The organism is Brevibacillus sp. MER 51, from assembly GCF_023714195.1.
Lineage (GTDB): Bacteria > Bacillota > Bacilli > Brevibacillales > Brevibacillaceae > Brevibacillus.
The window spans coordinates 111,152-135,415 of record NZ_JAMAUS010000001.1 but is presented as its reverse complement, the minus strand read 5'-3'; the positions used below and the strand labels follow the sequence as shown (position 1 = coordinate 135,415).

21 protein-coding genes are annotated in these 24,264 nt (G+C 47.5%); 7 read left to right on the top strand and 14 right to left on the bottom strand.

Translation table 11 applies throughout. The features are described 5' to 3' along the window. Positions 1 to 17: 17 nt before the first annotated feature. From M3630_RS00565 to M3630_RS00555, 3 genes are all read right to left on the bottom strand, one after another. Positions 18 to 1,076: a Gfo/Idh/MocA family protein gene (locus M3630_RS00565; protein ID WP_173609278.1), complete on the bottom strand. Its 1,059-nt coding sequence runs from the start codon at positions 1,074 to 1,076 to the stop codon at positions 18 to 20. A gap of 11 nt (positions 1,077 to 1,087) precedes the next feature. Continuing rightward, complete coding sequence (locus tag M3630_RS00560; RefSeq protein WP_251250840.1) at positions 1,088 to 2,056, bottom strand: sugar phosphate isomerase/epimerase family protein; 969 nt, start codon at positions 2,054 to 2,056, stop codon at positions 1,088 to 1,090. 65 nt (positions 2,057 to 2,121) lie between these two features. Further along, entirely contained in the window at positions 2,122 to 3,108 is a 987-nt protein-coding gene (locus tag M3630_RS00555) for a substrate-binding domain-containing protein (protein ID WP_081603434.1), read from the bottom strand. A 201-nt stretch (positions 3,109 to 3,309) separates the two neighbouring features. Between M3630_RS00555 and M3630_RS00550 the strand changes: the two genes are divergently transcribed. Beyond that, positions 3,310 to 4,206 (top strand): NAD-dependent epimerase/dehydratase family protein, encoded by an 897-nt coding sequence (locus M3630_RS00550; RefSeq protein WP_251250839.1) that lies wholly within the window; start codon positions 3,310 to 3,312, stop codon positions 4,204 to 4,206. Between the two features lie 12 nt (positions 4,207 to 4,218). Here the strand turns inward: M3630_RS00550 and M3630_RS00545 are convergent, their stop codons facing one another. The 7 genes from M3630_RS00545 to M3630_RS00515 form a co-directional block, all read right to left on the bottom strand. Then, complete coding sequence (locus M3630_RS00545) at positions 4,219 to 4,713, bottom strand: MarR family winged helix-turn-helix transcriptional regulator (protein ID WP_251250838.1); 495 nt, start codon at positions 4,711 to 4,713, stop codon at positions 4,219 to 4,221. 146 nt (positions 4,714 to 4,859) lie between these two features. After that, on the bottom strand, positions 4,860 to 6,197 hold the full coding sequence (locus tag M3630_RS00540) for a serine hydroxymethyltransferase (RefSeq protein ID WP_251250837.1): 1,338 nt from the start codon (positions 6,195 to 6,197) through the stop codon (positions 4,860 to 4,862). An 11-nt stretch (positions 6,198 to 6,208) separates the two neighbouring features. After that, complete coding sequence (locus M3630_RS00535) at positions 6,209 to 6,871, bottom strand: GntR family transcriptional regulator (RefSeq protein WP_251250836.1); 663 nt, start codon at positions 6,869 to 6,871, stop codon at positions 6,209 to 6,211. A 175-nt stretch (positions 6,872 to 7,046) separates the two neighbouring features. After that, positions 7,047 to 7,658, bottom strand: a complete 612-nt coding sequence (locus tag M3630_RS00530) for a TetR/AcrR family transcriptional regulator (RefSeq protein ID WP_251250835.1) — start codon at positions 7,656 to 7,658, stop codon at positions 7,047 to 7,049. A 3-nt stretch (positions 7,659 to 7,661) separates the two neighbouring features. Beyond that, the gene (locus tag M3630_RS00525) at positions 7,662 to 8,420 is read right to left on the bottom strand and encodes an alpha/beta fold hydrolase (protein ID WP_251250834.1); all 759 of its coding nucleotides are present in this window, start codon (positions 8,418 to 8,420) and stop codon (positions 7,662 to 7,664) included. 163 nt (positions 8,421 to 8,583) lie between these two features. After that, positions 8,584 to 9,516 (bottom strand): response regulator, encoded by a 933-nt coding sequence (locus tag M3630_RS00520; protein ID WP_251250833.1) that lies wholly within the window; start codon positions 9,514 to 9,516, stop codon positions 8,584 to 8,586. Between the two features lie 4 nt (positions 9,517 to 9,520). Further along, complete coding sequence (locus M3630_RS00515; protein WP_237901062.1) at positions 9,521 to 10,780, bottom strand: ATP-binding protein; 1,260 nt, start codon at positions 10,778 to 10,780, stop codon at positions 9,521 to 9,523. A 265-nt stretch (positions 10,781 to 11,045) separates the two neighbouring features. Between M3630_RS00515 and M3630_RS00510 the strand changes: the two genes are divergently transcribed. Both M3630_RS00510 and M3630_RS00505 read left to right on the top strand, forming a co-directional pair. Then, positions 11,046 to 12,023, top strand: coding sequence for a glutaminase (locus M3630_RS00510; RefSeq protein ID WP_173609287.1), 978 nt, complete (start codon positions 11,046 to 11,048; stop codon positions 12,021 to 12,023). Between the two features lie 43 nt (positions 12,024 to 12,066). After that, positions 12,067 to 13,482 (top strand): alanine/glycine:cation symporter family protein, encoded by a 1,416-nt coding sequence (locus M3630_RS00505; RefSeq protein ID WP_251250832.1) that lies wholly within the window; start codon positions 12,067 to 12,069, stop codon positions 13,480 to 13,482. Between the two features lie 52 nt (positions 13,483 to 13,534). Here M3630_RS00505 and M3630_RS00500 read toward each other — a convergent pair whose 3' ends face one another. Both M3630_RS00500 and M3630_RS00495 read right to left on the bottom strand, forming a co-directional pair. After that, positions 13,535 to 16,120, bottom strand: coding sequence for a metallophosphoesterase (locus tag M3630_RS00500; RefSeq protein ID WP_251250831.1), 2,586 nt, complete (start codon positions 16,118 to 16,120; stop codon positions 13,535 to 13,537). A gap of 2 nt (positions 16,121 to 16,122) precedes the next feature. Further along, positions 16,123 to 17,388: a methyltransferase domain-containing protein gene (locus M3630_RS00495; protein ID WP_251250830.1), complete on the bottom strand. Its 1,266-nt coding sequence runs from the start codon at positions 17,386 to 17,388 to the stop codon at positions 16,123 to 16,125. Between the two features lie 179 nt (positions 17,389 to 17,567). On the opposite strand from M3630_RS00495, the gene M3630_RS00490 reads away from it, so the two are divergent. Further along, on the top strand, positions 17,568 to 18,272 hold the full coding sequence (locus tag M3630_RS00490; protein ID WP_251250829.1) for a MerR family transcriptional regulator: 705 nt from the start codon (positions 17,568 to 17,570) through the stop codon (positions 18,270 to 18,272). Here M3630_RS00490 and M3630_RS00485 read toward each other — a convergent pair whose 3' ends face one another. Next, complete coding sequence (locus tag M3630_RS00485; RefSeq protein ID WP_251250828.1) at positions 18,273 to 19,058, bottom strand: enoyl-CoA hydratase/isomerase family protein; 786 nt, start codon at positions 19,056 to 19,058, stop codon at positions 18,273 to 18,275. It lies immediately after the preceding gene. A 179-nt stretch (positions 19,059 to 19,237) separates the two neighbouring features. After that, entirely contained in the window at positions 19,238 to 20,134 is an 897-nt protein-coding gene (gene gnd / locus M3630_RS00480) for a phosphogluconate dehydrogenase (NAD(+)-dependent, decarboxylating) (protein ID WP_251250827.1), read from the bottom strand. A 172-nt stretch (positions 20,135 to 20,306) separates the two neighbouring features. On the opposite strand from gnd, the gene M3630_RS00475 reads away from it, so the two are divergent. From M3630_RS00475 to M3630_RS00465, 3 genes are all read left to right on the top strand, one after another. Continuing rightward, a complete protein-coding gene (locus M3630_RS00475; RefSeq protein ID WP_088907452.1) occupies positions 20,307 to 21,173 on the top strand; it encodes a MurR/RpiR family transcriptional regulator in 867 nt (288 codons plus the stop codon). A 195-nt stretch (positions 21,174 to 21,368) separates the two neighbouring features. Next, complete coding sequence (gene gntK, locus M3630_RS00470) at positions 21,369 to 22,910, top strand: gluconokinase (RefSeq protein WP_251250826.1); 1,542 nt, start codon at positions 21,369 to 21,371, stop codon at positions 22,908 to 22,910. A 25-nt stretch (positions 22,911 to 22,935) separates the two neighbouring features. Further along, positions 22,936 to 24,264, top strand: a complete 1,329-nt coding sequence (locus M3630_RS00465) for a GntP family permease (protein ID WP_251250825.1) — start codon at positions 22,936 to 22,938, stop codon at positions 24,262 to 24,264.

Genomic DNA, 24,264 nt, shown 5'->3' with positions numbered 1-24,264 from the left:
AACCCCCTATGCTCATGTTAAAAGCGGACTGCTTCACCTTTTTGTGCGGATGCGTAGATGGCTTCGATCAATCTATTGATGTACAAGGCTTGTTCCGGTGTGCAGAGCACCTCTGCTTTCCCTTCGATGGCGTCTATGAAATTACGGAATAAGAGTACGCGTTCTTTTTGAGGTTTTGGTGTTAATTCTGTCGAAGCAGTTACGCCGTTCCACTCGTGGTAAAGCGTGAACTGGTTCTCCAATAAACGCAGGGAGGCCCCACCCTCTTGTCCATATAGTTGAAGGAAAACGTTTTCCTCTGCGATGTGAGAAGCCCAGCTTGCATCGAGCGTAAGTGACAATCCATTCTCAAAAGTGATCATCGCAACTGCCATATCTTCCACGTCAAACTTCCCGTTATCATCGATCCTTCCCCACTCTGACAAGCCGCGTTTGTGAGGTCCGAATTGCGCATACGTTTGCCCGAGGACAGATACAGGCTTTGGATGATCCAAGAGCCATAAGGTCAAATCGAGCATATGTACGCCGATATCAATCAACGGACCGCCGCCAGCCCTTTCTTTTTGCGTAAACCAGCTCCCCCATCCGGGAATCCCGTTACGCCTGATCCAACCGGTTTTGGCGTGATAAATGTTCCCCAGCTTTCCTTCCTTCAGCCATGTTTTGACTTGCAGGGAATCGCTTCGGAATCGGTTGTTTTGAGCTACCATGAGGATTTTGTCTGCTTTCTTCGCGGCTTCGATCATTTCTTCTGCTTCCTGGGCATTCATAGCCATCGGCTTTTCGCACAACAAGTGTTTGCCTGCTGCAAGCGCACGTTTGGTCGCTTCTGCATGCAAGTAGTTCGGGACACAAACAATGATTGCGTCCGTATCAGACTCTTGCAGCATCGTCTGGTATTCGGTGAAAACTTGCGGAATCTCATGCCGTTTCGCACGAAAGGAAGCCATTTCTGCTGAAATATCTGCAATCGCAACTACCTCTGCTCGCGGCTCTTCCTTGATCGCCTCCAAGTGTGCTTCTGTAATCCCCCCTGCACCGATGATTCCGATTTTCCATTTGCGTCTACTCGTCATTTCCTTCCCTCCTACACCCACCATAGATTCTGGACTGGTTCTCGCAAGATGACTTGCTGCAGATTTTGAACAGCGCGCAAAAAGCCTTCTTCAATCGACATGATGGCATCCTCATGCTCGATACTCACGACATAATCGTATCCATTCATGCGCAGTGCACTCATCATATCCGCCCACGTCTGCTGCGAATGCCCATAGCCTACGGTTCGGAAATACCACGCACGTTCATGTAGGTTGGCGTAGGAATTCATATCCGTCAGCCCGTACATGTTCACTTTTTCCTGGTCGATATACGTGTCTTTGGCATGGAAATGATAGATAGCTTTTTCTTTGCCCAAGATTTTGATCGCAGCTACAGGATCAATCCCTTGCCACCACATGTGACTTGGATCGAAGTTTGCCCCGATTCCCTCACCTACCTGTTCCCGCAGCTTTAGCAGTGTCCCTGGTGTGTGGACGAGAAATCCGCCATGCAGTTCCAGCGCAACCTTGACATGATGCTCTGTCGCATAAGCAGTCCATTCGCGCCAATACGGGATGAGCCTCTCATTCCATTGCCAATGCAGCACGTCGCGATACTCATTGGGCCAAGGAGCAACGGGCCAGCTCGGGTACTTCGCTCCTTCGTGGTCGCCTGCCGTGCCTGAAAAGCAGTTGACCACAGGCACCTCCAGCATCTCGGCTAATTGTACCGTTTTCACAAACGTTTCGTGGGATTGCTGCGCAAAGCTTTTCTCTGGTGTCAACGGGTTTCCGTGACAACTAAGCGCGCTGATTATCAATCCCCGATCCTCTACTGCTTTTTTGTACGCTCGTCTTTTTTCCGGATTTTCCAACAGCTCATCCAGATTGCAGTGTGCATTGCCCGGATAGCAGCCTGTGCCAATTTCCACGGCCTCTAAACCTGCTGCCTTCACATGATCCAGCATTTCTTCGAACGACTTCTCGCTAAAAAGAACGGTAAATACGCCAAGCTTCATATCTCTTCACCCCTTTTGAATGCGTAAACTCGTTTGCTTCTTCTATATGGTAAAGACTTGTTGCCTCACTCCAGTAAAGCGCTTACAGTTTGGCGAATCACGAGATGATGGGGGACGGTGCTCATTCTCTCTACAGGTTCATTGCGGATTTGTCTGAGTAATTGCTCTGCTGCGGCTTTTCCGTACATGAACGGGTCATTGTGCACGGTGGTGAGCATCGGACGGGAAAGTGAGGCGAGCTCCAAATTGTCGAAGCCCATGACGGAGATGTCTTCTGGTACACGAATGCCATGGTCGTACAAGTAATTGAGGACGCCAACCGCCATCAGGTCTGTGGCAACAAAAACGGCTGTTGGACGAATTTTTTCCTCACAAATACGGCGCATGGCTTCGTAACCGCTCTTGGCTGTGAATTCTCCTTCCACGACAAATCCTTCGTGAATGGGCAAATCATGTGCCCGCATGGCTTTTCGGTAACCACCCATGCGATCCAGACCACACGGCGGGTCCCACAGTGGACCAGATATACACGCGATTTTTGTATGGCCTTGCGAAATGAGATAGGCGGTAGCGTCATAAGAAGCTTGCACATTGTTAACGTTGACAGTCGGAATCTGATAGCCGGGCAAATCGTGGCCGGTAACAACAAGGGGAACCTGAATCTCTTGCAGCGTCTGGATGTTGCCCTCCAGGAAATGGATGCTCGCGATAATGACACCATCGATTTGTTTTTCTTTGAACAGGCGCAAGTACTTCAGCTCTTTGTCCACCACTTCATCGGATATCGCCAAAAACATACTGTAGTCGTACTCGCTAATGACGCTGTCAATTCCGTAAATGAGATTGGAGTAAAAATTGTTGGAGATATCGGGAATCATCACCCCGATGATGCGGGTTTCCTTGCTAACCAAGCTCCTGGCAATCGCATTCGGCTGAAAGCCCGTCTCTTGCACGATTTTCAAGACTCTTTCCCGCAGTTCTGGTCGGACTGGCTTGGAATTGTTCAGCACGCGCGAAACAGTCGCAATGGAAACGTTGGCGAGTTGAGCGATATCTTTAATGGTTACAGTAATGGTTCTTCACTCACTTTCTATGTAGCGGGTAAACGTTTTCCTAATGTAAAAATAACACCCAACTTTCGTTTTGTCAATATTCAGTTAATTATAAATTGTGTTGACATCGCAAGGAGGTTACTAAATAATTCACTATATAATTTAGTTACTAAATTAATTATGTATGAAGGAGGTTTTGTCATGAATGTTTTTCTTACAGGAATAACAGGTTATGTCGGGTCCGTAGTCGCCGAGCATTTTCAGTCTCTTGGGTATCAGGTTGCTGGACTTGTACGATCGGAAGAGAAAGCGGAGCTGTTGCTTTCACAGGGGTTCACCCCTATTGCTGGCGATCTTGCGGACACCACACTGCTAACGGAGATTGTTAAAAAATTCGATGGGGTCATTCATATGGCGATCTCGCACACTCCTGATATGGAAAAACTGGATGTAGCTGCGGTTCAGGCAATGCTGGATGGTTTGGAAGGGACAGGGAAGCCATTCATTTATACGAGCGGAACGCTGATCTATAACGATACGTACGACACTGTCGTGGATGAGAACTCCCCTCTCAACCCTTTGCCTTTTCTCCAATGGAAAGCGAACCAGGAGCAGGAAGTTTTAGTAGCAGCCGAGCGCAATATTCGTACAATCGTCATACGTCCTACACTTGTGTATGGTCGTGGTGGTGGACTCGTCCAAGCAACGATTCAAAGAACGAAGCTCTCTCAGTCAGCCAACTACATCGGTGATGGACAAACGGCATGGTCAACTATCGATGTTAATGATTTGGCGAGCCTTTACGAATGCGCTTTTTTACGCGCACAGCCAGGCTCATTATTTAATGGAACTTCCAAGGAAATGATCACGACGAAAGAGCTCATGACTTCGATTGCCAAAATAGCCGGGATAGACAAAGCGGAATCATGGAGCTATGAGGATGCGGCCAAGGAGTTAGGACCAGCCGCTTGGGGGGCGAGCATCAATCAGAGGATATCTGGATTGCGCGCGGAACAACAGTTGCAATGGAGCCCCTCTGCGAACTCTCTCCTTAAAGAGCTGGAGCAAGGTTCTTATCAAAACAATAAAAAATCATAGTTCCTCTTCGAACTATGGGTGTGATTCATCGCTATCCTGATAGGTATGCAGGAATCGGATTGATTTCGTTAAAATTCGTATGAGTGCCTGTGCATCATCCGTACCTAGATGCTCATGCAGCTGCTGAAAACGATTAAACAGCTCTTGCTCTCTCGCTGCCACAAAATCAAATCCCTTTTTCGTAGGGGCTACGAGAATGGAGCGTCGATCCTTAGGTCCTACGGTACGGGTTATGTAGCCTTGCTGTTCGAGTGATTGAATCACATGGGTCACAGCTGCTGACGTTATTTTCAACTGCTTGCCTAGCTCAGAAACTCTGATGCCGCTCGTGCCAGGTGGACTGACGTAGGTCAAGTGAACTAGCAAATTCAGTTCGCTCTGACGGAGGTCTTTCGAAGGACTGAAAACATGTCCGATCCGCTTTAGCTGACCAAATACGAGAGCAAGCTCTTTCGTTGTCTGATCAATAGTAACATCCGAGTTTGAGTTTGTATGGTCTGTACTCATCCGTTTAGACTCCCATTCTTTGATGGTATCAATCGATTATTTACGAAATGAAAAGACATTGTCAAGAATGAGAGTCCACTTACCACTCGAAAAACACCGTATGCCAAGGTTTGACCCACCGGCATACGGTGTTTTTCCCACCGGCTCTATTCCGGGAAGCAGAACTGCATCTTGCTAAACGATCTGCGCAATTCGGTCACCTTAGACTTAACCACCTCGGGCTTTTCCCTGCCGGACAACACACTAACAATGAGTTCTGCAATCATGTCCATCTCTTGTTCCTTCATACCAAAGCGAGTGACTTCTGTCGTCCCGATACGCAGACCGCTTGGAAAGTCCCAATCCTCTGGTCCATCGCCTGGAATTAAATTTTTGTTCGTGATGATATTCGCTTCTGCCAATCGCTTACCTACCTCGTACCCACCGCCAAACTCTTTTACGTCCAGAATGACTTGGTGTGTACGTGTATAGCCTTTATGCGCGCAAAGAACTCGAATACCCCGTTCATCGAATGCTTTTCCCAGCGCTTGCGCATTCGTCACAATTTGCGCCATGTATTCTTTGCCAAACGCCAAAAACTCTGCCGCCGCCGCAGCCAGTGCCGCTACCCGGTTGACTTGATGTGTCGCGGCAAGGGCTGGGAAAATGGCATCTGTTATCGGTATCGAAAGTTCCGGGTCATTCCAGACGATAATGCCGCTTTGCGGACCACTAAATGTTTTGCCAGCCGAGCCAGTCATCACACATGCCCCTTCTCGTAGCGGGTCTTGAAATTGACCACCACCGATCAACCCCAACTGGTGTGCGCCATCAAAATAAATGCGCCCGCCCCATTCCTTCACGATCTCAGCCATTTCCTTCAAAGGAAATGGGAATAAGGTCATGGACGCGCCGAGGGTAACGAGCTTTGGTCTAACTTGCCGTGCGACTTTCGCGAATTCGTCCAAATCAACGGTAAGCTCAGCGGGGTCCATTGGCACATCCACAATTTGCAAACCGCGAATGCCAGCAGGCCCGTCCACCCGGTTGCTGGAATGCCCCCCAAACGGTTGCGCAATCGTCATAATCGTATTGCCCGGTTGTGTTAACGCCGCATAGACTGTCATGTTCCCGATCATGCTCGCTACCAATCGATGGTCAGCAAAATTGGCGTGGAATACTTTTTTCAATAGCTCCACACATAGCGCTTCGATTTCGTCGATATATTTTGTGCCAGCGAACCATCTCTGCGTGCTGCCAATATGTCCTTCCGCAGCGCGAGTACCAACCTCAGAAGCGAGCAGTTGACGTACGATGGGCGTGGTAGGAGCTTCTGGTGCGAGCAAATTCAGGCATTCCTCGCCGCGCCAAATCGCATTGCGGTTGACAGCATTCACGATCTCTTGCTGAATCAGACGGTGGGACGGGCTCTCTTCGATAATGGATCGTGCCCATTGAAGAACACGCGAATCATGTACTTCTCCCTTCATTTCAACCGTACTCATGCCATTACCCCCTATTCATCATTAGAATGGTCCGTAAGCAATCTGCCAAGGTTGATCCAGTTTTTTTCCATTAAAGAAGAGGCAAGCTGACTGTTGTTGTCTCGAATCGCTTCGATGATTCTGCGATGCTGTTCTACTGATTCCACCCCTTCTAAGGAACCAAACCGAGCAAATTCCAAACGCCGAATTTTCGGTACAACTCGCTCAAGAGCCAGGTAGATTTCACGATTCCCAGCAGCTTCGAGGATCACGTCGTGAAAGCCATCATCTGCTTCAAGAGCTTTGATCACATCTTGCTGTTCGAGTGCGACCTGCAGCTTTTCATTCCATTGCTCCAGACTACAGATGACCTCTGTTTCAAATGGCATCGCCAATCGTGTTGCCAACCCGTGCAAGGCCGCAACAACCGGAAAAGCGTGCTTCGCCTCCTTTTCGAGTAAGGGTGTCACCCGTGTGAGAGAGCCGGGAACGGATTCAATAAGCCCTTCGTCCTCCAGCCGTTTGAGCGCTTCTCTCACAGGTGTTCGACTCACGCCAAATAAAGCCGCCAGCTCGTTGTCGTTGACTCGTTGTCCTGGCTTTAGCTCCAGCATGATGATCGCTTTCTTCAAGCCTTGGTATACCTGTTCGCGTAATGTGGGGCGTTCGATCTGTTTGATTAGGTTCATGTCCATGAAACCAATATATTGGTTTTATTTATTTCTGTCAATTTAAAATATTTTGATATATCAAAGCGGTGGTTTGGATGGTATGTGTTTTGGGCTTTTCAGTAATACCATAGGTCATAGGTACAGAAAAAAAGAGGCTACCCCACCTGTATCCTTTACGAATGGGATAGCCTCTTCATTATCAATCAAAACTCTCTGATTCTGCCGGAGGGCTACCATACTCCCGAACAATCTGCGCCTTCATCTCTTCAACCGGAAACCCTTCCGGATAAGTCGTCATCATCAGCATTGCGCCTTGGAGCGCCGATGAAAAATAGAGCGATCTCAATCTGGGCTGCTTTACTCCTAATTGTTTGAAGATCTGGCACTGGACTTCAAACTGCCTGCGTGACTCCTCATTTAATTGCTCTCTGTAAGAAGCAAGAACACGATCATCTTCGGGCTGCGTCTGCAAATTCAAGTAAAAACGATAGACATCCGGTCGCTGGTATACGTTATCAAGCGCACCGTTGACAATATGGCGCAGCTGTTCGTGCGGCGTTGCAAGCTGAGTCGCAGCCTCCATCACTTCTTTTACTTCCTCGATCCGTACCTGGACCATCGCGGCGAGAAGCTCTTCTTTGCCTTTGTAATAATTGTAAAGCAGTCCCTTCGATATCTGGGCCTGCTTGGCTACATCGTCGATTGAGGTCGCGTGGTAGCCTTTTTTTATGAATAGCGTCATCGCGGCTGCATGGATTTTGTCTTTTGCAGCTTGGCGAATGCGTTCATTTTCAGCTTGGGTACGCGGCATGGTTTACGTCAATCCCTCCAAAAATTCAGTGATAGCGCGAGCGATTTCTTCAGGATGCGTCAACGTTGGTTTATGATCGGCACCCGTAATCTCGATAACCCTATGCTCTGGCAAGACTTGTTGAAAAAGTTCAGCGATACGTTGTAGATCAGGCGCATCTTCCTTGCCGAGGAGAAAGCATGTTTTATCAGCCAAATCTCCCAGACGCTCAATCGCAGGTGGTTGCGGCCATACGGACTCCCAGGTGGACCACTCGAACATTTTCGCTATATTATGCTTCGTCATCTCTACCATGAGGTCCTTCTGGGGACTTGCCATCACGACGCGGTACGAGCAGGAGGACAGAGAAAGCTCCAACATACGGTCAACATCCGGTGCTGCCGCTTGAATTGTTTGCATCCATTCTGTGAAAGGCTTGCTGAATGTATACCCTGACAAATCAGGAGCAATCAACACGAGCTTGCTCACTCTCTGCGGATAAGTCAGCGCAAAATCCATTGCAATTCGACCGCCTATTGAGTGCCCTACGAGCGTGGCTTCGTCCAGCTGGAAATAGTCCATGACGGAAAGCAAATCATCGACGTAGTTCGCTGTCTCTGTTGGAGACGGCGATTTCCCGCAGCCGCGTCCGTCAAAAGCGATGACCTGAAAATGCTTCGCCAGAATCGGCGCGACAAACACCCAATCCCGCAAATCAGCACCGCCACTGTGCAACAAAATGACTGGTTTTCCTTCCCCTGAAACCTCATAGTACAAATCCATCGGTGATCCCTCCGTGAATTGTAGATTTGGTATTTGGTATATGACCCCAGTTTATTATTGAATGAACGTTTAGTCAATAAAAAACAAATGTATTCCCCGTACAAAACAAAAAGCCCTAATCAACCTGATCAGGACTTACCTCTATACATTAGAATCTGCACAATCACGACTCCGACTGTATGCGCTTCGCCTCTGCATACAGCACTTGAATGAACTTTTTCATATTGATCCGAATATCTGAACTCGGCGATGTAGCATTGCTTTTCAATTCCGCCATCTTCTTCCACACATACGTAAAATCAAAAAACTGCGAAGCGTAATTCTCGAACTTCCAATTCGAGAGGTCCGCAAGCCCAAGAGACGCCAAATGATTCAGCGACTGATAAATCGCTCGACGTACTCTCTGCTCAGAAGCTTTGACAACCTTAGCGATTTGTGGATCATCCGCAGCTACTCCTAGCCTGTCCTGAGCTACTGCCACAAAGATCTCTTTTAACGCAGGAAATCCATTTTTAAACGTATGCGTCTGTTCGTATCCATGCAAGAAGTCCAAAATATCTAGCAAGTCATTGCTACCATTGTCCCCCGCGATGCCCAATTCTGTTAATAGAAATTGCCCCGCCTCGCGAAGTGGTTTACCCTGTGACGGACGATGTTGTCCGGAAGGTGGCTGGTCCACTTGCATGACGGCATTCAGCGATTTGTGAATGTCCCGTATCGAACGCTCGAGGCGAATTTTCTCGATCACTTTTTGGAGGATCGTTACGACTTCGATCTTGTTTACAGGCTTGATAATGTAGTATTCGCTTCCAAGGGCATAAGCTTGGGCAATCAAATCTTTCGTTTCTGCCTGTGAGATCATAACGATCTTTCCTGAGAACGTCGGCTTTACTTGGCGAATCGTTTCGATCCCATCCCGGTCGGGCATGAACAGGTCGATCAGCAAAATATCTACGTTGCGTGCGGTTAACGTATGACCGTCTACCATCGAACCGTCAGATGCTTCCCCCACGACTTCGCCCAGATTCTCGTCTTCTATAATTTCCGTCAGCATAAGGCGAACAGCATCATCGTCATCCACTAAATAAAACAGCATCTTCTCACTCTTTCTTCGTTATCGGATCAATTGGTATTCGCATGAGAAATGTCGTCCCCTTCCCATCTACTCCATCCTGTAGGGAGATTTCCCCTTGCCATTGTTCTACCAATTGTTGTACATAAGACAGTCCGATCCCTGTAGAGGGGTTGCCGGTTTGATCGTATTTCGTAGTAAAGCCAGGCTTGAATAATAAAGCCTTTCTCCGTGGAGGTACTCCCGGCCCGTCATCGTTGATTTTGATTTCCACATGATCCCCAATCCGATCAATTTCAATGGAAATGGCTCCTGTTTGCTGGATAGCTTCCACTGCATTTGCCACCAGATTATTGATCAGGGAAAGCATCATGAAAACATGGTAGAGCGGATGTGTCCCCGTAATGGAAGCTGTTATCTGTATGTCCTTCTCCAACAAAGTCGCATACTTCATATTGCTTCGTCTGATAATGTCCACGAGCTGATGGATGTCCATGTAATCCGTAAGGCTTTCATCGGAAATCAGCTTGTGCAGCCCTGCAAAAATGCGTTGATTATCCTTTTTAATCTCGTGAACCTCGCCTGCAACAATCAAGGCTTTCTTGGCAAAGCTCTCTACATTCGTGACCACCTGTTCCTTATGGAGCTCCTGCAAGCCTTGGTATAGCTCGAAAGACTTCATACTAATACTCTCGGCATTTTGCAATGTTTTTTTCAAATGAATCGATTCCTCATACAAGTTTGATATCAGCATCAGGATGTGCTCGTTCTGTTTTCTTGTCTGTTGCTCGCGCGACTGTGCTTCGTACAGCTTCATCATGTTGAGAAAACTGATCACGATAAAGCTGTGGGACAGAGCGATGACGAGCATTTCTTGCACCGCTCCCCATGTGAGGACGGTATCCAGCAGTACATGTTGCGAGAGAAACTCAATGAGGTCAGCCAATACCTCGATGACCATTCCCATTAATCCAACCAAAATGGTCCTATTGTGAAAATGACGTACTCCGGTTAAGTAAAACAGAACACAATAAGCGAAATAAAAGAAAAAGCTAGAATAATGCGCTTGGAGAGAAGCCTCCCATGCTGTATGATTCCCGGCGATGAGGTCCATCACAACCCGGAAGCATACGACCGTAATCCCCGTCAAAAAGCCAGCGAGAACAGATGGAATTCGTTGAAACAATAATAAAAAGAAGAAAAAGGTAGGAGCTCCAAAGCTAATTCGAAAAGTCTCATTGACGGGATAAAATTTCAACTCCCCTGCCAATGGCACCGTAATCAGCATGAGCACCAATATATACCAATCTCGTTTTACTTGTGTCTGAACACGCACGCCTTTCACTTCCCATGTTGTTTCTTGATGCCCTTATCTATTTTTACCGAGGATACGCATATCGGACAAGTAAAAAAAAATGTGAAACTCTCATGAAACAATCTGTGAGTTTTTGTTTTATTTTGTAGGGTGGTTGTAAAGTGATCATTATATGTATTTTCGCGAAGCATGGAAGCGCTTTCTCATCCACTTCGCGTAAGAGCAGTGTATTCGATTTTTGGGGGGACAGGCGTTGATTCAACAGGTTTTACTCGTGGATGAATTAGAGCAATGGGTGGAACAATATCGTTCCAAGGCATCAGAAGGAAAATGTGCCAGTTATATCCCTGCCTTGTACAGAACGGATCCGAATCAGTTAGGGATTTGTATCATCGAGCCTACAGGAAAAATGCACACCGCGGGTGACTGGGAAGTTCCTTTTACGATGCAAAGTATTTCCAAAGTCATCAGTTTTATTGCTGTTTGCTGCTACCATGGCATCCCTTACGTGTTGGATCGGGTGGATGTAGAACCGACTGGAGATGCATTCAACTCCATTATCCGACTGGAAATGAACAAGCCAGGTAAGCCTTTTAATCCGATGATCAATGCGGGAGCAATTACGACCTCTTCACTCCTCCCTGGTCAATCACCGGATCATAAGCTGCGCTACTTGTATGCATTTTTCAGTAAAATCACAGGTGTCACGCCAATGGTGAACGAGGAAGTGTTTCTTTCCGAATGGGAAAACTCTCACAGAAACCGGGCACTCGCCCATTATTTAAAGGATACAGGCTATCTGGCCTGCGAAGTAGAAGAGGCTTTGGAGGTTTATCTGACGCAATGCTCGATTGAAGTAACTACCGAGCAAATCGCCTTGATCGGTCTCCTGTTGGCACTCGACGGCTTCCATCCTCTGCGCAACGAACAAGTTCTCCCGAAAGATGTCGTCCGTTTAGCCAAAGCACTGATGCTCACCTGCGGCATGTACGATGCATCGGGCAAATTTGCCGCGAATGTTGGCTTGCCAGCAAAAAGTGGCGTATCAGGCGGTATCATGACGCTGGTTCCTCCTAACCGCAAACCACATTCACCGTTTCAAGATGGCTGTGGAATCGGTATTTTCGGACCTTCCATTGACGGTTGTGGAAATAGTGTAGCGGGCGTTTCTTTGTTAAAACATATGGCTCACGAATGGGATGTAACAATTTTTTAGAGAATACTAAGGAAACATTCATAACAAACTCCGAGGTGACACGATGCAACAATTCCTACTGGATGTAACAACTTCTATAAACGATTTTTTGTGGTCCTATATTATCATTATCATGCTCATCGCGTTAGGCTTGTTCTTTACCTACCGGGGTAAATTTTTGCAAGTACGTATGTTGCCGGAAATGATCCGTTCCATTAAAGAAGGAAGAGTGAAAGACGACGGTGGCATCTCCCCTTTTCAAGCTTTCGCTATTAGTATGGCCGCGCGTGTCGGCACAGGGAACATTACGGGAATTGCCATTGCCATTGCTCTAGGTGGTCCTGGCGCCGTATTCTGGATGTGGGTCATCGCGATTATCGGTTCGGCATCCAGTTTTGTTGAGAGTACGCTCGCTCAGATTTATAAAATCAAGGATAAGAGCGGTTTTCGTGGCGGTCCGGCTTACTACATGGAAAAAGGCCTGAACAAACGTTGGATGGGCGCGCTGTTTGCTGTCCTCATCACCCTTTCGTTTGGTCTCGTATTTAACGCAGTGCAATCCAACACGATCACGATTGCTTTTGAAAATTCGTTTGGGACAGATCGTTTGATACTGGGTATCATCATGACGATCGCATTTGCAGCGATCATTTTCGGCGGCGTAAAGCGCATTGCGAAAATGTCTGAGTACATTGTAATTGTATTGGCTGTATTGTACATCGGGATGGCGCTGTTTATCGTGTTGATGAACATCACCGAGATGCCTGCACTAATCGCGTTGATTGTGAAAAACGCGTTCGGCTTCGAACAAATCGCAGGTGGTTCTCTGGGTGCAGCGCTCATGCACGGCATCAAGCGAGGATTGTTCTCGAACGAAGCCGGTATGGGTAGTGCGCCGAATGCAGCGGCAACGGCAACGACAAGCCATCCAGTGAAGCAAGGTCTGATTCAGGCATTCGGTGTTTTATTTGATACCCTCGTGATCTGTACAAGCACAGCTTTCATCATTTTGCTGTCCGGCGCGTACACGCAACAAGGATTGAGTGGCATTGAGCTGTCCCAAGCAGCACTGAGCATTCATATTGGTTCTTGGGCGTCTGCCTTCCTTGCCATTATGGTATTCCTGTTCGCCTTCAGTACATTGATTGGTAACTACTACTACGGCGAGACCAACATCGAGTTTTTGAAAACAAGCAAAGCTTGGCTATTGCTTTATCGTTTGAGTGTACTCGCTATGGTGTTGTTCGGATCAGTGGCAAAGGTACAGCTCGTATGGGATTTGGCCGATTTGTTCATGGGCTTGATGGTCATTGTCAACCTGATTGCAATTGCCATGTTGTCAAAAGTCGCCTATGCTGCGCTACATGATTATTTGAAACAGAAAAAGGCAGGAAAAGACCCTGTGTTCTACAAGGACAGTATTGAAGGTCTCGATAATATTGAAGCCTGGGATAATGCTACTCCTTCCTCCAACAAATAACGCAACGAATAAAAACGAGAAGCCTATGTAGTAGCGGCTTCTCGTTTTTCATTTACAATCGTGGATCGATCTCTTTTTCCTTCGCCACTTCGAAGAGCATCGTTGCGACTACTTTTTGATACTCCGTATTTTCTGGAGAAATATCGGCGAATTTGAAATCAAGCATCCGCTCACCCAGCCTATGCTCCTGCATGGAAGTCTTGAGTTTTTGCGTAATATTTTTCTGATTGAAAAGCTTGCGGTATTTGTGTGGGAATCGGTAGTCGTAGCCATAAATAATCGACAAATACTCCGGATTGCGTACCTTCATGGCAGGAACGACCTTCTGATTGATCAGCTCTGGCTTGATCACGACGCCTTCCATCTTGTTTTCCATTGTAATCGTGGAAAAGTAACGAGCCGCTTCTTCATACGCATTCGGCTCAGACAAATCGATAGTGAGAAAATGATCGTCATTGACAAAGCGATACATATCGGATGTTTTCCAATCGGGCAATTGCTCGTCCCCATTCAAATAGACGGTCTTTAGAATCGTAAAAGGCTTGTAGGCAAGCTCCCCTTCTCCTGCATAGAGCTCCATCTGTTTTTGGTAAATGTGATAGGCCTCCAAATGCTCGGCGACAGAAACGTAGCTCTCTTTGATTTCTCGTAAATACTTATAGTTTTGATACAAGCTCGAGCCGAATTTTTCCGTGAGTGCACTCTTGGATAGATGGAACTGGTCTTTTTCGAATCCGCTCTCGTCATAGTTGTGAATGAGTTGCTGAAGCGCTTCTTCAAAACCGTTTTCCTGCAAAAATGCAAATTCACTCCGCAACGCGGATTCAATTGGTTTGAACTGCTTTTCGATCAAGCCCTTCCCTATTGCACTCCACGGCAACAATTCGCCATCCAAGATGAGCATCGCAATTTCATTTTGCTCCATGTACGTGCGGAACCTTGCATATAGACTGTCATAAATCGGTGTCAAATCAACCTGATTGATGGCATAACCGTTTCTGCTGATCGCAAAGCATTTGTCGCGCTCATGATGGAGATAGAGATTGCATCGCGAACCCATGTATTTTGGCTGCAACACGACTTGATGAACGCCTCGACTCGCAAAATAGTCTAGCCCCGCCTTCAACGACTCCAATTCCTGAGTCGCCGCATTCTTATCCGCAGGAGGCATCGTTCCAGAAATAAAATTGACCTTGTTTTGCGAGCAGTAACGGAGTCGACGAAGTTCTTCCTCTGCCAAATCTTCCACGGATACTTGTTTTTCAGCATGGAACAAGATCGGCAACTCCTCAGTCATCACCCGATGCTCAGACTGAAACGATTTGAAAAACGGCTTGTGTGCGATCACGACAGAGGTCAAAGCATTTCCGTGCACACATCCGGTATCGAGATGAAGCTTGTTTTTCAAGCGAAACGCTTTTTGAGCCGCAATATGCCCAAAAATATGGTACGGATGGTTACTTACTGCTTCAACCGTCAAAAATGCGAGTTGCTCTTCCAATGAAGCTGTTCGGTCTATCCGAAAATTGCGTTGGCGTCGCATCGAATTCGCATCAAGCTTTCCGATATACTTCTTTTTGCAGGGCGCGTGTGTGACATAATAGGACGGGCCAGTCAGTGCGTTCGATCGATAAAACGGCTGAGCGAGCGTATACAGGTGATTGAACCTCTCAGTTAATTCGGCGTCTTTTTCCAGGACGTGTGTGGAATCAAAATAAGTATCCAGTAGCTGTGGGTCTACCCCTTTTAGTTCCTTGCGCAGGTACTTGTAGACAAAATTTTCGTGATTCCCGAGAACAAACAAGAAATACTCTTGATTCGTATATAAAAACTCGATGATCTCCCTCGTTTGCGCTCCTTTGTCGATCCAGTCTCCTGCTATGATGATTTTGGTATGCTGCACCTTGTCAGTCGAGATGAGACGATTGTCCTCCAGCTTGAATCCGTAGGTTTGCAGAAGACCTTTTAACTCATGGACGCATTCGTGAACGTCTCCGATGATGATGTATGTTTGATCTTTGGGAAGGATCGTAGCCAGATAGGCCTCCTTATTTTCGATCACGACCTCATATCGAGGATTTGCCAACCCATCAGCTATTGCATAAAAATCTTTGTGCCGTATCCTGTGAATGTTGTGGTACCCTTCTTTGGACAATGCCCGGAGCACTTCTTGCTTTAGACGGAGAATATGGTTGGTAATCAGTTTTTTCGACCGTTCAGATGCGTAGTAATCTTCCCGATTGCGATAATCAAAGAGGATCACTTCCAAGCGGTAATTATTCTCGGCTGCAATGTCGCGGACTTTCGAGCGGAAGTCTTCCGCTAGCCCTGTTGTATCGACAACCACGAATTCGGCGTTGATCGGAAACGAAGTCACCAAGCGCAGTTTTTCAAACAGGAGCTGAAAAGCCTGCTCACTAGCCTCCAGCATCACCTGATCATACTTGTCGTAATCATAGCCCAGCAATTCCTGGCGAATGCTGTCCGAGGAAATGTATTGGACATTTGCTTTTACGTTTTTTTGTTCATCTTCAAATGAAAGCTTTGGCATGAGTACTTCCTTGGCAAAAGTCGTTTTCCCACATTCGGTGGGACCGACGAGCATGAAAATCGTATGAACCTGTGTCTGTAACAGCATCGTTACGCCCCCTTCCTCTGGAGAATGACGCCTTGCGTGGTATGGATGTCGTTTACGCCGTCACCAATAGATACAAATTGCCCCTCTACCCCGGCTTCTTCCATGATCTTGGTCATCCATGCCTGGAACTCTTCTTGTCCCATTTCCCATTTATGATCGTCGTGGCGATAGCCTTCCAGCTCGTAGAACTGATTAAAATCCGCGTTGGGCGTTGTAATGATAAGATGGTCAAAATCCAATCGACTGCAGATTTGCTTAATGAGCGCTCGCGCTTCCTCTTTGCTCATATGCTCAATGACCTCAGTCAAAATGACATCTACCTGTTCACCGTTGTAATCCTGTAAAAACTGATCAAGCGAGCGGAACAAAATGAGATTCGAGATTTCTTTTTCCTCTGCCCTGCGTCTGACTACTTCCAATGATTGTTCCTCAATATCGATGGCATAGTAATACTGTGGCAGCTTGGTAGCAAACGGAATCGCATAAAAGCCTTCTCCGCATCCGATATCCACAATCGATTTGGTAAAAGGAAGCTTACTCGCGATGTAGTTCCTTCTCTGCAAACCAGTGCTGCCATACTCCAATTGAATGGGGTAGCGGCTTGTCTCCTCGATCTCAGTCTTATACTTGCGATAGCGATCTCTGGTTGTCAGGAAGTTGCGTGCGAACAGGCTTCGTATGTAAAAAGGTGCGTCGATGACATGGATGCTTTTGATGTATTTATCCAGGATGTTATCGGATATATCGATGTACTCTTTTCCAAACATACTCAAGAATAGACAGAGCACACTTACGACATGGAGAAGCTGATGCAGACTCGTTCTCGTTGTGATGGTCAGAGCGTAGCTTTTATCGGCGTGGTGCTTGAGTTCAAAGGTGAAATCCTTGAGGTGCTTCTCAAAAAAAGTCAGATAAAGCAGGCGTTCGATGTGAATCATGTTGATGAAAAAAACATGCTCATACCCTTCAGCATCCCGCTCGTCGTGTTGCTTCATCGAAGCGGAAAAAAATTCACTAATCGCATTTAACGGAAACAAGGGTGTATTGTACCGGGAGACATTCAAATATTCAAAATGCTCCTGTTCCGATTGTTTGTAGGAAACCTCATTTTCTGCATCTTTAAAGTAAACGTTGTATGTATCCGTATTGGAAAACCACCCGTAAGCGATGCCTTTTCGAATAGATCGTAAACTCAGTCCGGAATTTGGATTTTTCTTGATCATGAACGAAAAATCCGGGTTCTCTGAGCGGAGCTGAACAATGGCCATACGTTGTCTCACCTCTGGAAAAGAAGTATGAATATCTACTGACAATATTCGCCTTTCCATCCCATGCTGAACAGGGTAAAAGTATGGCGACTTTCCAAAAATGACAGGATTATTTGCTTCGAATTGCTGTTCTTGGTATAGTGAAATCCGCGATAACAAACCAGCGGGAGGTGCGTCAGATGCCTTATTTCAAGCCGATTGAGATCGCTCGCGAGCTACATATTAGCACGAGTGCTTTACGCCATTATGAATCTTGGGGAGTCGTTCCTGCTCCCGAACGTGCAGACAATGGCTATCGACTTTATACAGAGAGCCATCTTGCCTATTTTCGTTGTCTTCGCGCTATGTTCCCCGGCTTCGGTGTCGCCATCACCTGTGAAGTCCTTCGATTGATTCAAAAAGCGGATATGGATGCTGCCTTTTGGCTTGTGAATAAAGAACAGGCCACCCTCCAACAAGAGAAGGTCGCAGCAGACCAAACACTCGGACTTTTGGAAAATCTCGATGTCTCCTTGCCTTCTAACAAAAAGTGGCGAGATCGCATGACGATTGGTGAAGTCTCTGCTTACACAGGAGTCACCACGTCTGCGATTCGCCATTGGGAAAAAGAAGGCTTGCTCGTACTGCCACGAGATCCTGCGAATGGCTACCGCCAATTCACTCCCATGGATATTCGGAAGATTTTGCTTATCCGCACAATGCGCAATACGGTGTATTTTTTAACAAACATGAAAGAAATTGTACAAGCAGTAGAAAATCAAAGTATTGAGCAGGCCAAAAAAGTGACGGCGGATGCGATTAGAAGCATTCACGATCGCAATCGCCATCAGATGTACGGAGTTAGGCGGTTGGTTGAATTGTGTGAGGTACTGAAGCTCGTGTGATTATCTCCCTGTAAAACGCGGTGGAGTTTTGTCTAAGAAAGCTTTGGTTCCTTCCCGAAAGTCTTCGGTGGATGCCACGAGTCCGAAATAGTCTGCGCCTAGAAGTGCGGACTCCTCTACTGTCAGGTTGCTTCCGCGGTGAATCGCGTCCCACGTCAGTTTCACTGCTAGCGGAGACTGAGACAAAATTTCCTGGAGAAGCTCCTCTGTTTCCGCCAGTAGCCGCTCACGCGAAACGACCCGATTTACCAGACCCATTCGATATGCTTCATCCGCATCTATCGCTGACCCTGTAAGAAGCAATTCCGCAGCTCGGCCTTTTCCTATTAGCCTAGGAAGTCTGGTTGTTCCACCAAAGCCCGCCACTGCTCCAATTCGTACCTCTGGATGTCCCATTTTGGCATGGTGAACCGCAATACGCAGCGTGCACGATTCGGCGATCTCAAGCCCCCCACCTAACGCATAGCCGTTCATTGCAGCAACGACTACTTTTCCCAACGATTCGATTTTACTGGTCACCGACACGGCCAAATGAGCAAAATCCCTAACTTCCAACGGTGTCGCCTGATGCAGATACGAAATGTCAGCGCCGGCCGAAAATGCTTTTTCTCCCGCCCCTGTAAGGATGACCGCTCTCACACTGGTATCGGTTTTGATCCTGTCCAAGATGGTCGAAAGCTGATTAAGGACATCTCGGTTCAAAGCATTCAATGCCTCTGGTCTGTTTAGCGTAAGGGTCACAATTCCTTTCTCATTTTTATACAAAACAACCTCTTCAACGCTCATCTTTCCATCCTCCCATCGTTTTAGAAGCTACTGAATAAAAGCACTTTTCGACCAGGCAAACTTCTGGGTGATACCTGCACACTTTGCTTTCCGAATCAAAAACCCCTTCTTTTTCCATACATAAAAAAAGGATGACCCCGGAGCTTCAACCACCGAAGCACCTTTGGTCATCCCCTATCTTATTTCTTTTCTACGGCATGCCCGCCAAATTCATTACGCAAGGCTGCGACCACTTTTCCGTGGAACGTATCCTCATCCAACGAACGGTACCGCATCAGCAAGGACATCGCAATCACGGGTGTGGCTGCCTGTAGATCCAGCGCGGTTTCCAGTGTCCATTTTCCTTCCCCGGAAGAGTGCATGACCCCACGGATTTCATCAAGCTTGGCGTCTTTTCGAAAAGCTCGCTCTGTCAAGTCCATCAGCCAGCCTCGAATGACGGAACCATTTGCCCACACGCGTGCGACCTCTGCAAAATCATAGTTATATTGGCTTTTCGCAAGTACCTCAAAACCTTCTCCAATCGCCTGCATCATGCCGTATTCGATTCCATTATGAATCATTTTCAAGAAGTGGCCGCTGCCCGCTTCCCCAGCATACAAATATCCGTTTTCAACGTTAATGTCGCGAACCATCGGCTCGATATGCGTGAATGCTTCCCGATCTCCGCCAATCATCATGCATGCTCCGTGGCGCGCTCCCTCCATGCCTCCGCTCGTTCCAGCATCCATGAAGTGAATACCTTTCTCTTTCAAGCGTGCATAGCGATCTAGCGATTGCTTGTAATGAGAGTTGCCACCGTCAATGACGATATCTCCTGCGGCAAGCAAGGTGGAGAGTTGATCAACCAGTTGATCCACAATCTCTCCTGCTGGTACCATCATCCATACTACGCGAGGTGTCGGCAGTTTCGCTACAGCGTCCTTCACCGAAAATGCCGGAATCGCGCCTTCATGACTCAACTCTTCTGCACGCGCAGAATCTACATCATACGCTACAACCTCATGCTGATGGGAAAGCAAATTCAGCGTGAGATTGTACCCCATTTTTCCTAATCCGAGGATCGCTAGTTTCATATCGTGTACGTCACTCCTTTTTTGGATCATATCCGTTACCACGTATTATAAGACAAAAATTTTCATCTTTCATCAAAAATGAAGAAAATTTTTTCGAACCTATGAAAAGGAGTCTGATTTTCCTTATACTATCAGTACAGATTCACAATGGAACGTTAGGAGGTACCTATTGATGAACGCTTCCACCCCGCATGCTCCGCGTGTTCTCACGCAATTACGCGCCATCTATACACAATTAAGCGGGAAAGAACAACAGATCGCCGACTATATTTTGGAGCATGCCAGTGAAATTATTCATTTCTCGATCACGGAGCTAGCCGATCAATGCCAGTGTGCGGATGCTACTGTATTTCGTCTGTGTCGCAGGCTTGGATTTCGCGGTTACCAAGCATTCAAGATCGCCTTGGCGAGTGAAGTCACAAATCCGAAGCAAACGATTCACCAAGAAATCAATCTCGACGACGATGACGTCAGTGCAATCGCTGAAAAAATTTTCACAGCGAATATCGAGACGATTCGTGATACGCAGCAGATTATCAATAAAGATGAATTAATGAAAATCGTCTCCTGTTTGGAAAACGCTAGCCGGATCGAGTTTTATGGCTCGGGAGGCTCAGCTGTCATCGCACAGGACGCATATCACAAATTTATGCGGACAGGCATCCCTTGTCTCTATCATTCTGATGCCCACTATCAAGTGATGTCCGCCTCTCTGCTTACCGAGGGTGCTGTTGTCGTAGGCATCTCCCACTCTGGGTCCAACAAAGATATTTTGGCAGCCCTGCAGGTTGCCAAGGAAGCCGGAGCAAAAACAATCGGCATCACAAGCTATGGGAAATCCCCTCTTGTGCGTCTGGCAGACATGTGCTTGTACACGACTTCACGCGAAACGGTATTTCGTACAGAAGCCCTGTCGTCCAGGCTTGCTCAGCTCAGTTTAATTGATCTGCTCTATGTAGCCGTATCCTTACGGCGGCAGGATGATACGATCGCCAATATCCAGCACATCCGCGAAGCCATCTCACTCAAACGCCTGTAAATCAGGCGTTTTTTCTTTTGCTTGCCTCCTCTTGCAACTTGTAGGTGAAAAATGCAAATCATACAAGCATCGTGTGAAATGTTTAATTGCGAAATAATTTTTTTCTTAATGCTTAACAAATGAAAAAAATTTCGATATAATCGCGTTATCTCCACGACAACACGTTGAAAGCGTATTCAATTAGGGGTGACTTCTATGACGCAATCCTACTTTATCGGGCTTGATATCGGGACAACCAGTACCAAAGCAATTGTTTTCACTCCTTCCGGCGCCATCCGCGGTACGGGCAATATCGATTATCAGCTGCTCGTTCCCCAGCCGTCTTGGGCTGAGCAAGAGCCGGAGACGATTTTTGCTGCTGTCATTCAAGCATTGAAGCAAGCACTGGAACATGCAGGCATCGCCAAAAGCGAGATCGGTGGTATTGGCTTCTCAACTGCCATGCACAGTCTGATCGCAGTCGACCCGAGTGGCAATCCCCTGACGAACAGCATTATTTGGGCGGACAATCGGAGTGTGGCACAAGCAGACCGACTAAAAGCAGACGGTGTCGGTCATCAGATTTACTTAGCGACAGGCACGCCCATCCATCCCATGTCTCCACTGCCCAAAATCATGTGGCTTCGGGAGAACTTGCCAGATACGTTTCGCCGGGCAGCCAAGTTTCTTTCGATCAAGGAGTATGTTATTTATCGGCTTTTTGGTGAGTATATCGTCGATTACTCCATTGCTTCTGCTACGGGGCTGTTTAATCTGAGAAAGCTCGACTGGGATGAGGAGGCGCTGCTAGTCGCAGGCATTTCCAAGCAACATCTCAGTGAGCCTGTACCGACTACTCATATCCTGCGAGGAATGAAGATTCGTTATGCGGAAGAGATTGGGATCGATCCAGATACGCCTTTCGTTGTCGGTGCGAGCGATGGAGTTTTGGCAAACCTCGGCATCGGAGCCATTGACCCCGGTCAAGTAGCCATCACGATTGGCACGAGTGGCGCAGTAAGAACTGTTGTTCCAGAGCCGATCACGGACCCAAAAGGACGGACTTTCTGCTACGTGCTGACGGAAAACCACTGGGTGATTGGCGGACCCTCAAATAACGGCGGGATCATGCTTCGCTGGTTCCGTGACGAATTCAGTTGGCCCGAAGTGGAAAAAGCCAAACAGCTCGGCGTTGATCCCTATGATGTCATGATTCAAGCTGCTGAGCATGTTCGAGCTGGTGCAGACGGGTTGCTCTTTCTCCCCTTCTTGTCGGGCGAACGGGCTCCGTACTGGAACGCACAAGCAAGAGGCTCCTTTTTCGGTATCGGCCTGCATCATAAGCGCGAGCATTTTATCCGAGCTGTTCTCGAAGGAATCTTGTTTAGCGTCTACAGCATCGGTATCGCCCTGCGCGATCTGGCAGGTGGAGCCAAGGAAATCCGGGCATCGGGTGGATTCGCCCGCTCGCGAGAATGGCGGCAGATTATGTCCGACATGTTCGGATATGAAGTGCTGATTCCGGAGAGTCATGAAAGCTCGAGCTTTGGTGCCGCTCTTCTGGCGATGCATGCATTGGGAGCGATGGATCAATTACAAGATGTGAAAAAGATGATTCATATTTCGCATCGCCACGAGCCTGATTTGGAACGATCCAGTGCTTATTTGGAGCTTTTCTATATATACGAGCGTGTTTACTACAACCTGCTGGAAGAGTACAAGCTGATAGCCGAATTCCAAAAGCGGTTAAACAACTAGAGACAACAACTAGGGAGGGTTCATCATGCCACTCGTCATTACACTGCTGTCCATTGTCTTCCTGCTCGTTCTCATTACTCGTTTCAAACTGAACCCATTTATCGCACTGTTATTGGCCGCTGGATTTGTGGGAATCGCATCCGGCATGCCGCTTGTAAAAGTTGTGGACTCCATCAAGGATGGGATGGGTGGCACTCTCGGTTTTATCGCGATCGTGCTGGCCTTGGGAACCATGCTTGGCAAAATGATGGCTGAATCTGGCGGTGCCGAACGCATTGCCCGTACGCTCATCAACCTCTTCGGTGAGAAAAACGTGCACTGGGCCATGATGTTCGTGGCATTTATTGTAGGGATTCCGGTATTTTTCCAGGTTGGTTTTGTGCTCTTGATTCCTCTCGTGTTTACGATTGCCAGACAAACAGGGGTCTCCCTTGTCAAAATCGGAATTCCGCTCGTAGCCGGCCTTTCCATCGTTCACGGGATCGTCCCGCCTCACCCTGCTGCTATGGCCGCTGTCGATCTGTTCCAGGCGGATGTCGGTAAAACGATTCTGCTCTCGATCATTGTCGCACTGCCTTCCGCGATCATTGCAGGACCGATCTACGGCAGCTGGATTAGTAAACGAGTCAAGGCCAGCATCTCTCCAGAGCTAGCTTCTCAGTTGGCAGAACCAAAATCCGAGCGTGACTTGCCTGGCTTTGGGATTACCGTTTTCACCGTCTTGCTCCCTGTGCTGTTGATGTTGTCTGCAACCGTTGCGGATGTAACTCTGCCAAAAGAACATACGATTCGCCAATGGGCTGATTTTATTGGAAGCCCGATTACGTCTCTATTGATTGCCGTGATTGTTTCCTTCTGGACGCTCGGGTTCAACCGTGGATTTACGAAAGACGATATTCTAAAATTCACAAATGATTGCTTGGCCCCAACCGCGACAATCTTGCTCGTCATCGGTGCAGGTGGCGCATTCAACAAAGTACTGCTGAACAGCGGTGTTGGTGACTATATTGCCGAGCTCGCTACGGCATCTGCGATCTCCCCTATTTTCCTGGGCTGGTTGATCGCGGCCCTGATCCGTGTGGCAACAGGCTCTGCGACCGTCTCCATGATGACAGCAGCCGGTATCGTAGGTCCTATCGCGTTGCAAATCCCTGGAACCAGCTCGGAGCTTTTGGTACTGGCAACTGGTTCTGGCTCCCTGATCCTGTCTCACGTAAATGATTCCGGGTTCTGGCTGATCAAAGAATACTTCAATATGTCTGTGCAAGACACGCTTAAAACATGGACAGTGATGGAGACCATTCTTTCTGTTGTGGCAATCATTTTGATCATGGCACTGTCCTATATCGTGTAG

Excerpts from the sequence above, each read along its gene's own strand:
- M3630_RS00525 (WP_251250834.1), bottom strand. The coding sequence starts at position 8,420 with ATGGATTTGTACTATGAGGTTTCAGGGGAAGGAAAACCAGTCATTTTG.
- M3630_RS00475 (WP_088907452.1), top strand. The coding sequence starts at position 20,307 with ATGAACGCTTCCACCCCGCATGCTCCGCGTGTTCTCACGCAATTACGC.
- M3630_RS00490 (WP_251250829.1), top strand. The coding sequence starts at position 17,568 with ATGCCTTATTTCAAGCCGATTGAGATCGCTCGCGAGCTACATATTAGC.
- M3630_RS00505 (WP_251250832.1), top strand. The coding sequence starts at position 12,067 with ATGCAACAATTCCTACTGGATGTAACAACTTCTATAAACGATTTTTTG.
- M3630_RS00560 (WP_251250840.1), bottom strand. The coding sequence starts at position 2,056 with ATGAAGCTTGGCGTATTTACCGTTCTTTTTAGCGAGAAGTCGTTCGAA.
- M3630_RS00545 (WP_251250838.1), bottom strand. The coding sequence starts at position 4,713 with ATGAGTACAGACCATACAAACTCAAACTCGGATGTTACTATTGATCAG.
- M3630_RS00500 (WP_251250831.1), bottom strand. The coding sequence starts at position 16,120 with ATGCTGTTACAGACACAGGTTCATACGATTTTCATGCTCGTCGGTCCC.
- M3630_RS00515 (WP_237901062.1), bottom strand. The coding sequence starts at position 10,780 with ATGCTGATTACGGTGCCATTGGCAGGGGAGTTGAAATTTTATCCCGTC.
- M3630_RS00495 (WP_251250830.1), bottom strand. The coding sequence starts at position 17,388 with ATGGCCATTGTTCAGCTCCGCTCAGAGAACCCGGATTTTTCGTTCATG.
- M3630_RS00520 (WP_251250833.1), bottom strand. The coding sequence starts at position 9,516 with ATGCTGTTTTATTTAGTGGATGACGATGATGCTGTTCGCCTTATGCTG.
- M3630_RS00465 (WP_251250825.1), top strand. The coding sequence starts at position 22,936 with ATGCCACTCGTCATTACACTGCTGTCCATTGTCTTCCTGCTCGTTCTC.
- M3630_RS00540 (WP_251250837.1), bottom strand. The coding sequence starts at position 6,197 with ATGAGTACGGTTGAAATGAAGGGAGAAGTACATGATTCGCGTGTTCTT.
- M3630_RS00565 (WP_173609278.1), bottom strand. The coding sequence starts at position 1,076 with ATGACGAGTAGACGCAAATGGAAAATCGGAATCATCGGTGCAGGGGGG.
- M3630_RS00535 (WP_251250836.1), bottom strand. The coding sequence starts at position 6,871 with ATGGACATGAACCTAATCAAACAGATCGAACGCCCCACATTACGCGAA.
- M3630_RS00550 (WP_251250839.1), top strand. The coding sequence starts at position 3,310 with ATGAATGTTTTTCTTACAGGAATAACAGGTTATGTCGGGTCCGTAGTC.
- gntK (WP_251250826.1), top strand. The coding sequence starts at position 21,369 with ATGACGCAATCCTACTTTATCGGGCTTGATATCGGGACAACCAGTACC.
- M3630_RS00530 (WP_251250835.1), bottom strand. The coding sequence starts at position 7,658 with ATGCCGCGTACCCAAGCTGAAAATGAACGCATTCGCCAAGCTGCAAAA.
- gnd (WP_251250827.1), bottom strand. The coding sequence starts at position 20,134 with ATGAAACTAGCGATCCTCGGATTAGGAAAAATGGGGTACAATCTCACG.
- M3630_RS00485 (WP_251250828.1), bottom strand. The coding sequence starts at position 19,058 with ATGAGCGTTGAAGAGGTTGTTTTGTATAAAAATGAGAAAGGAATTGTG.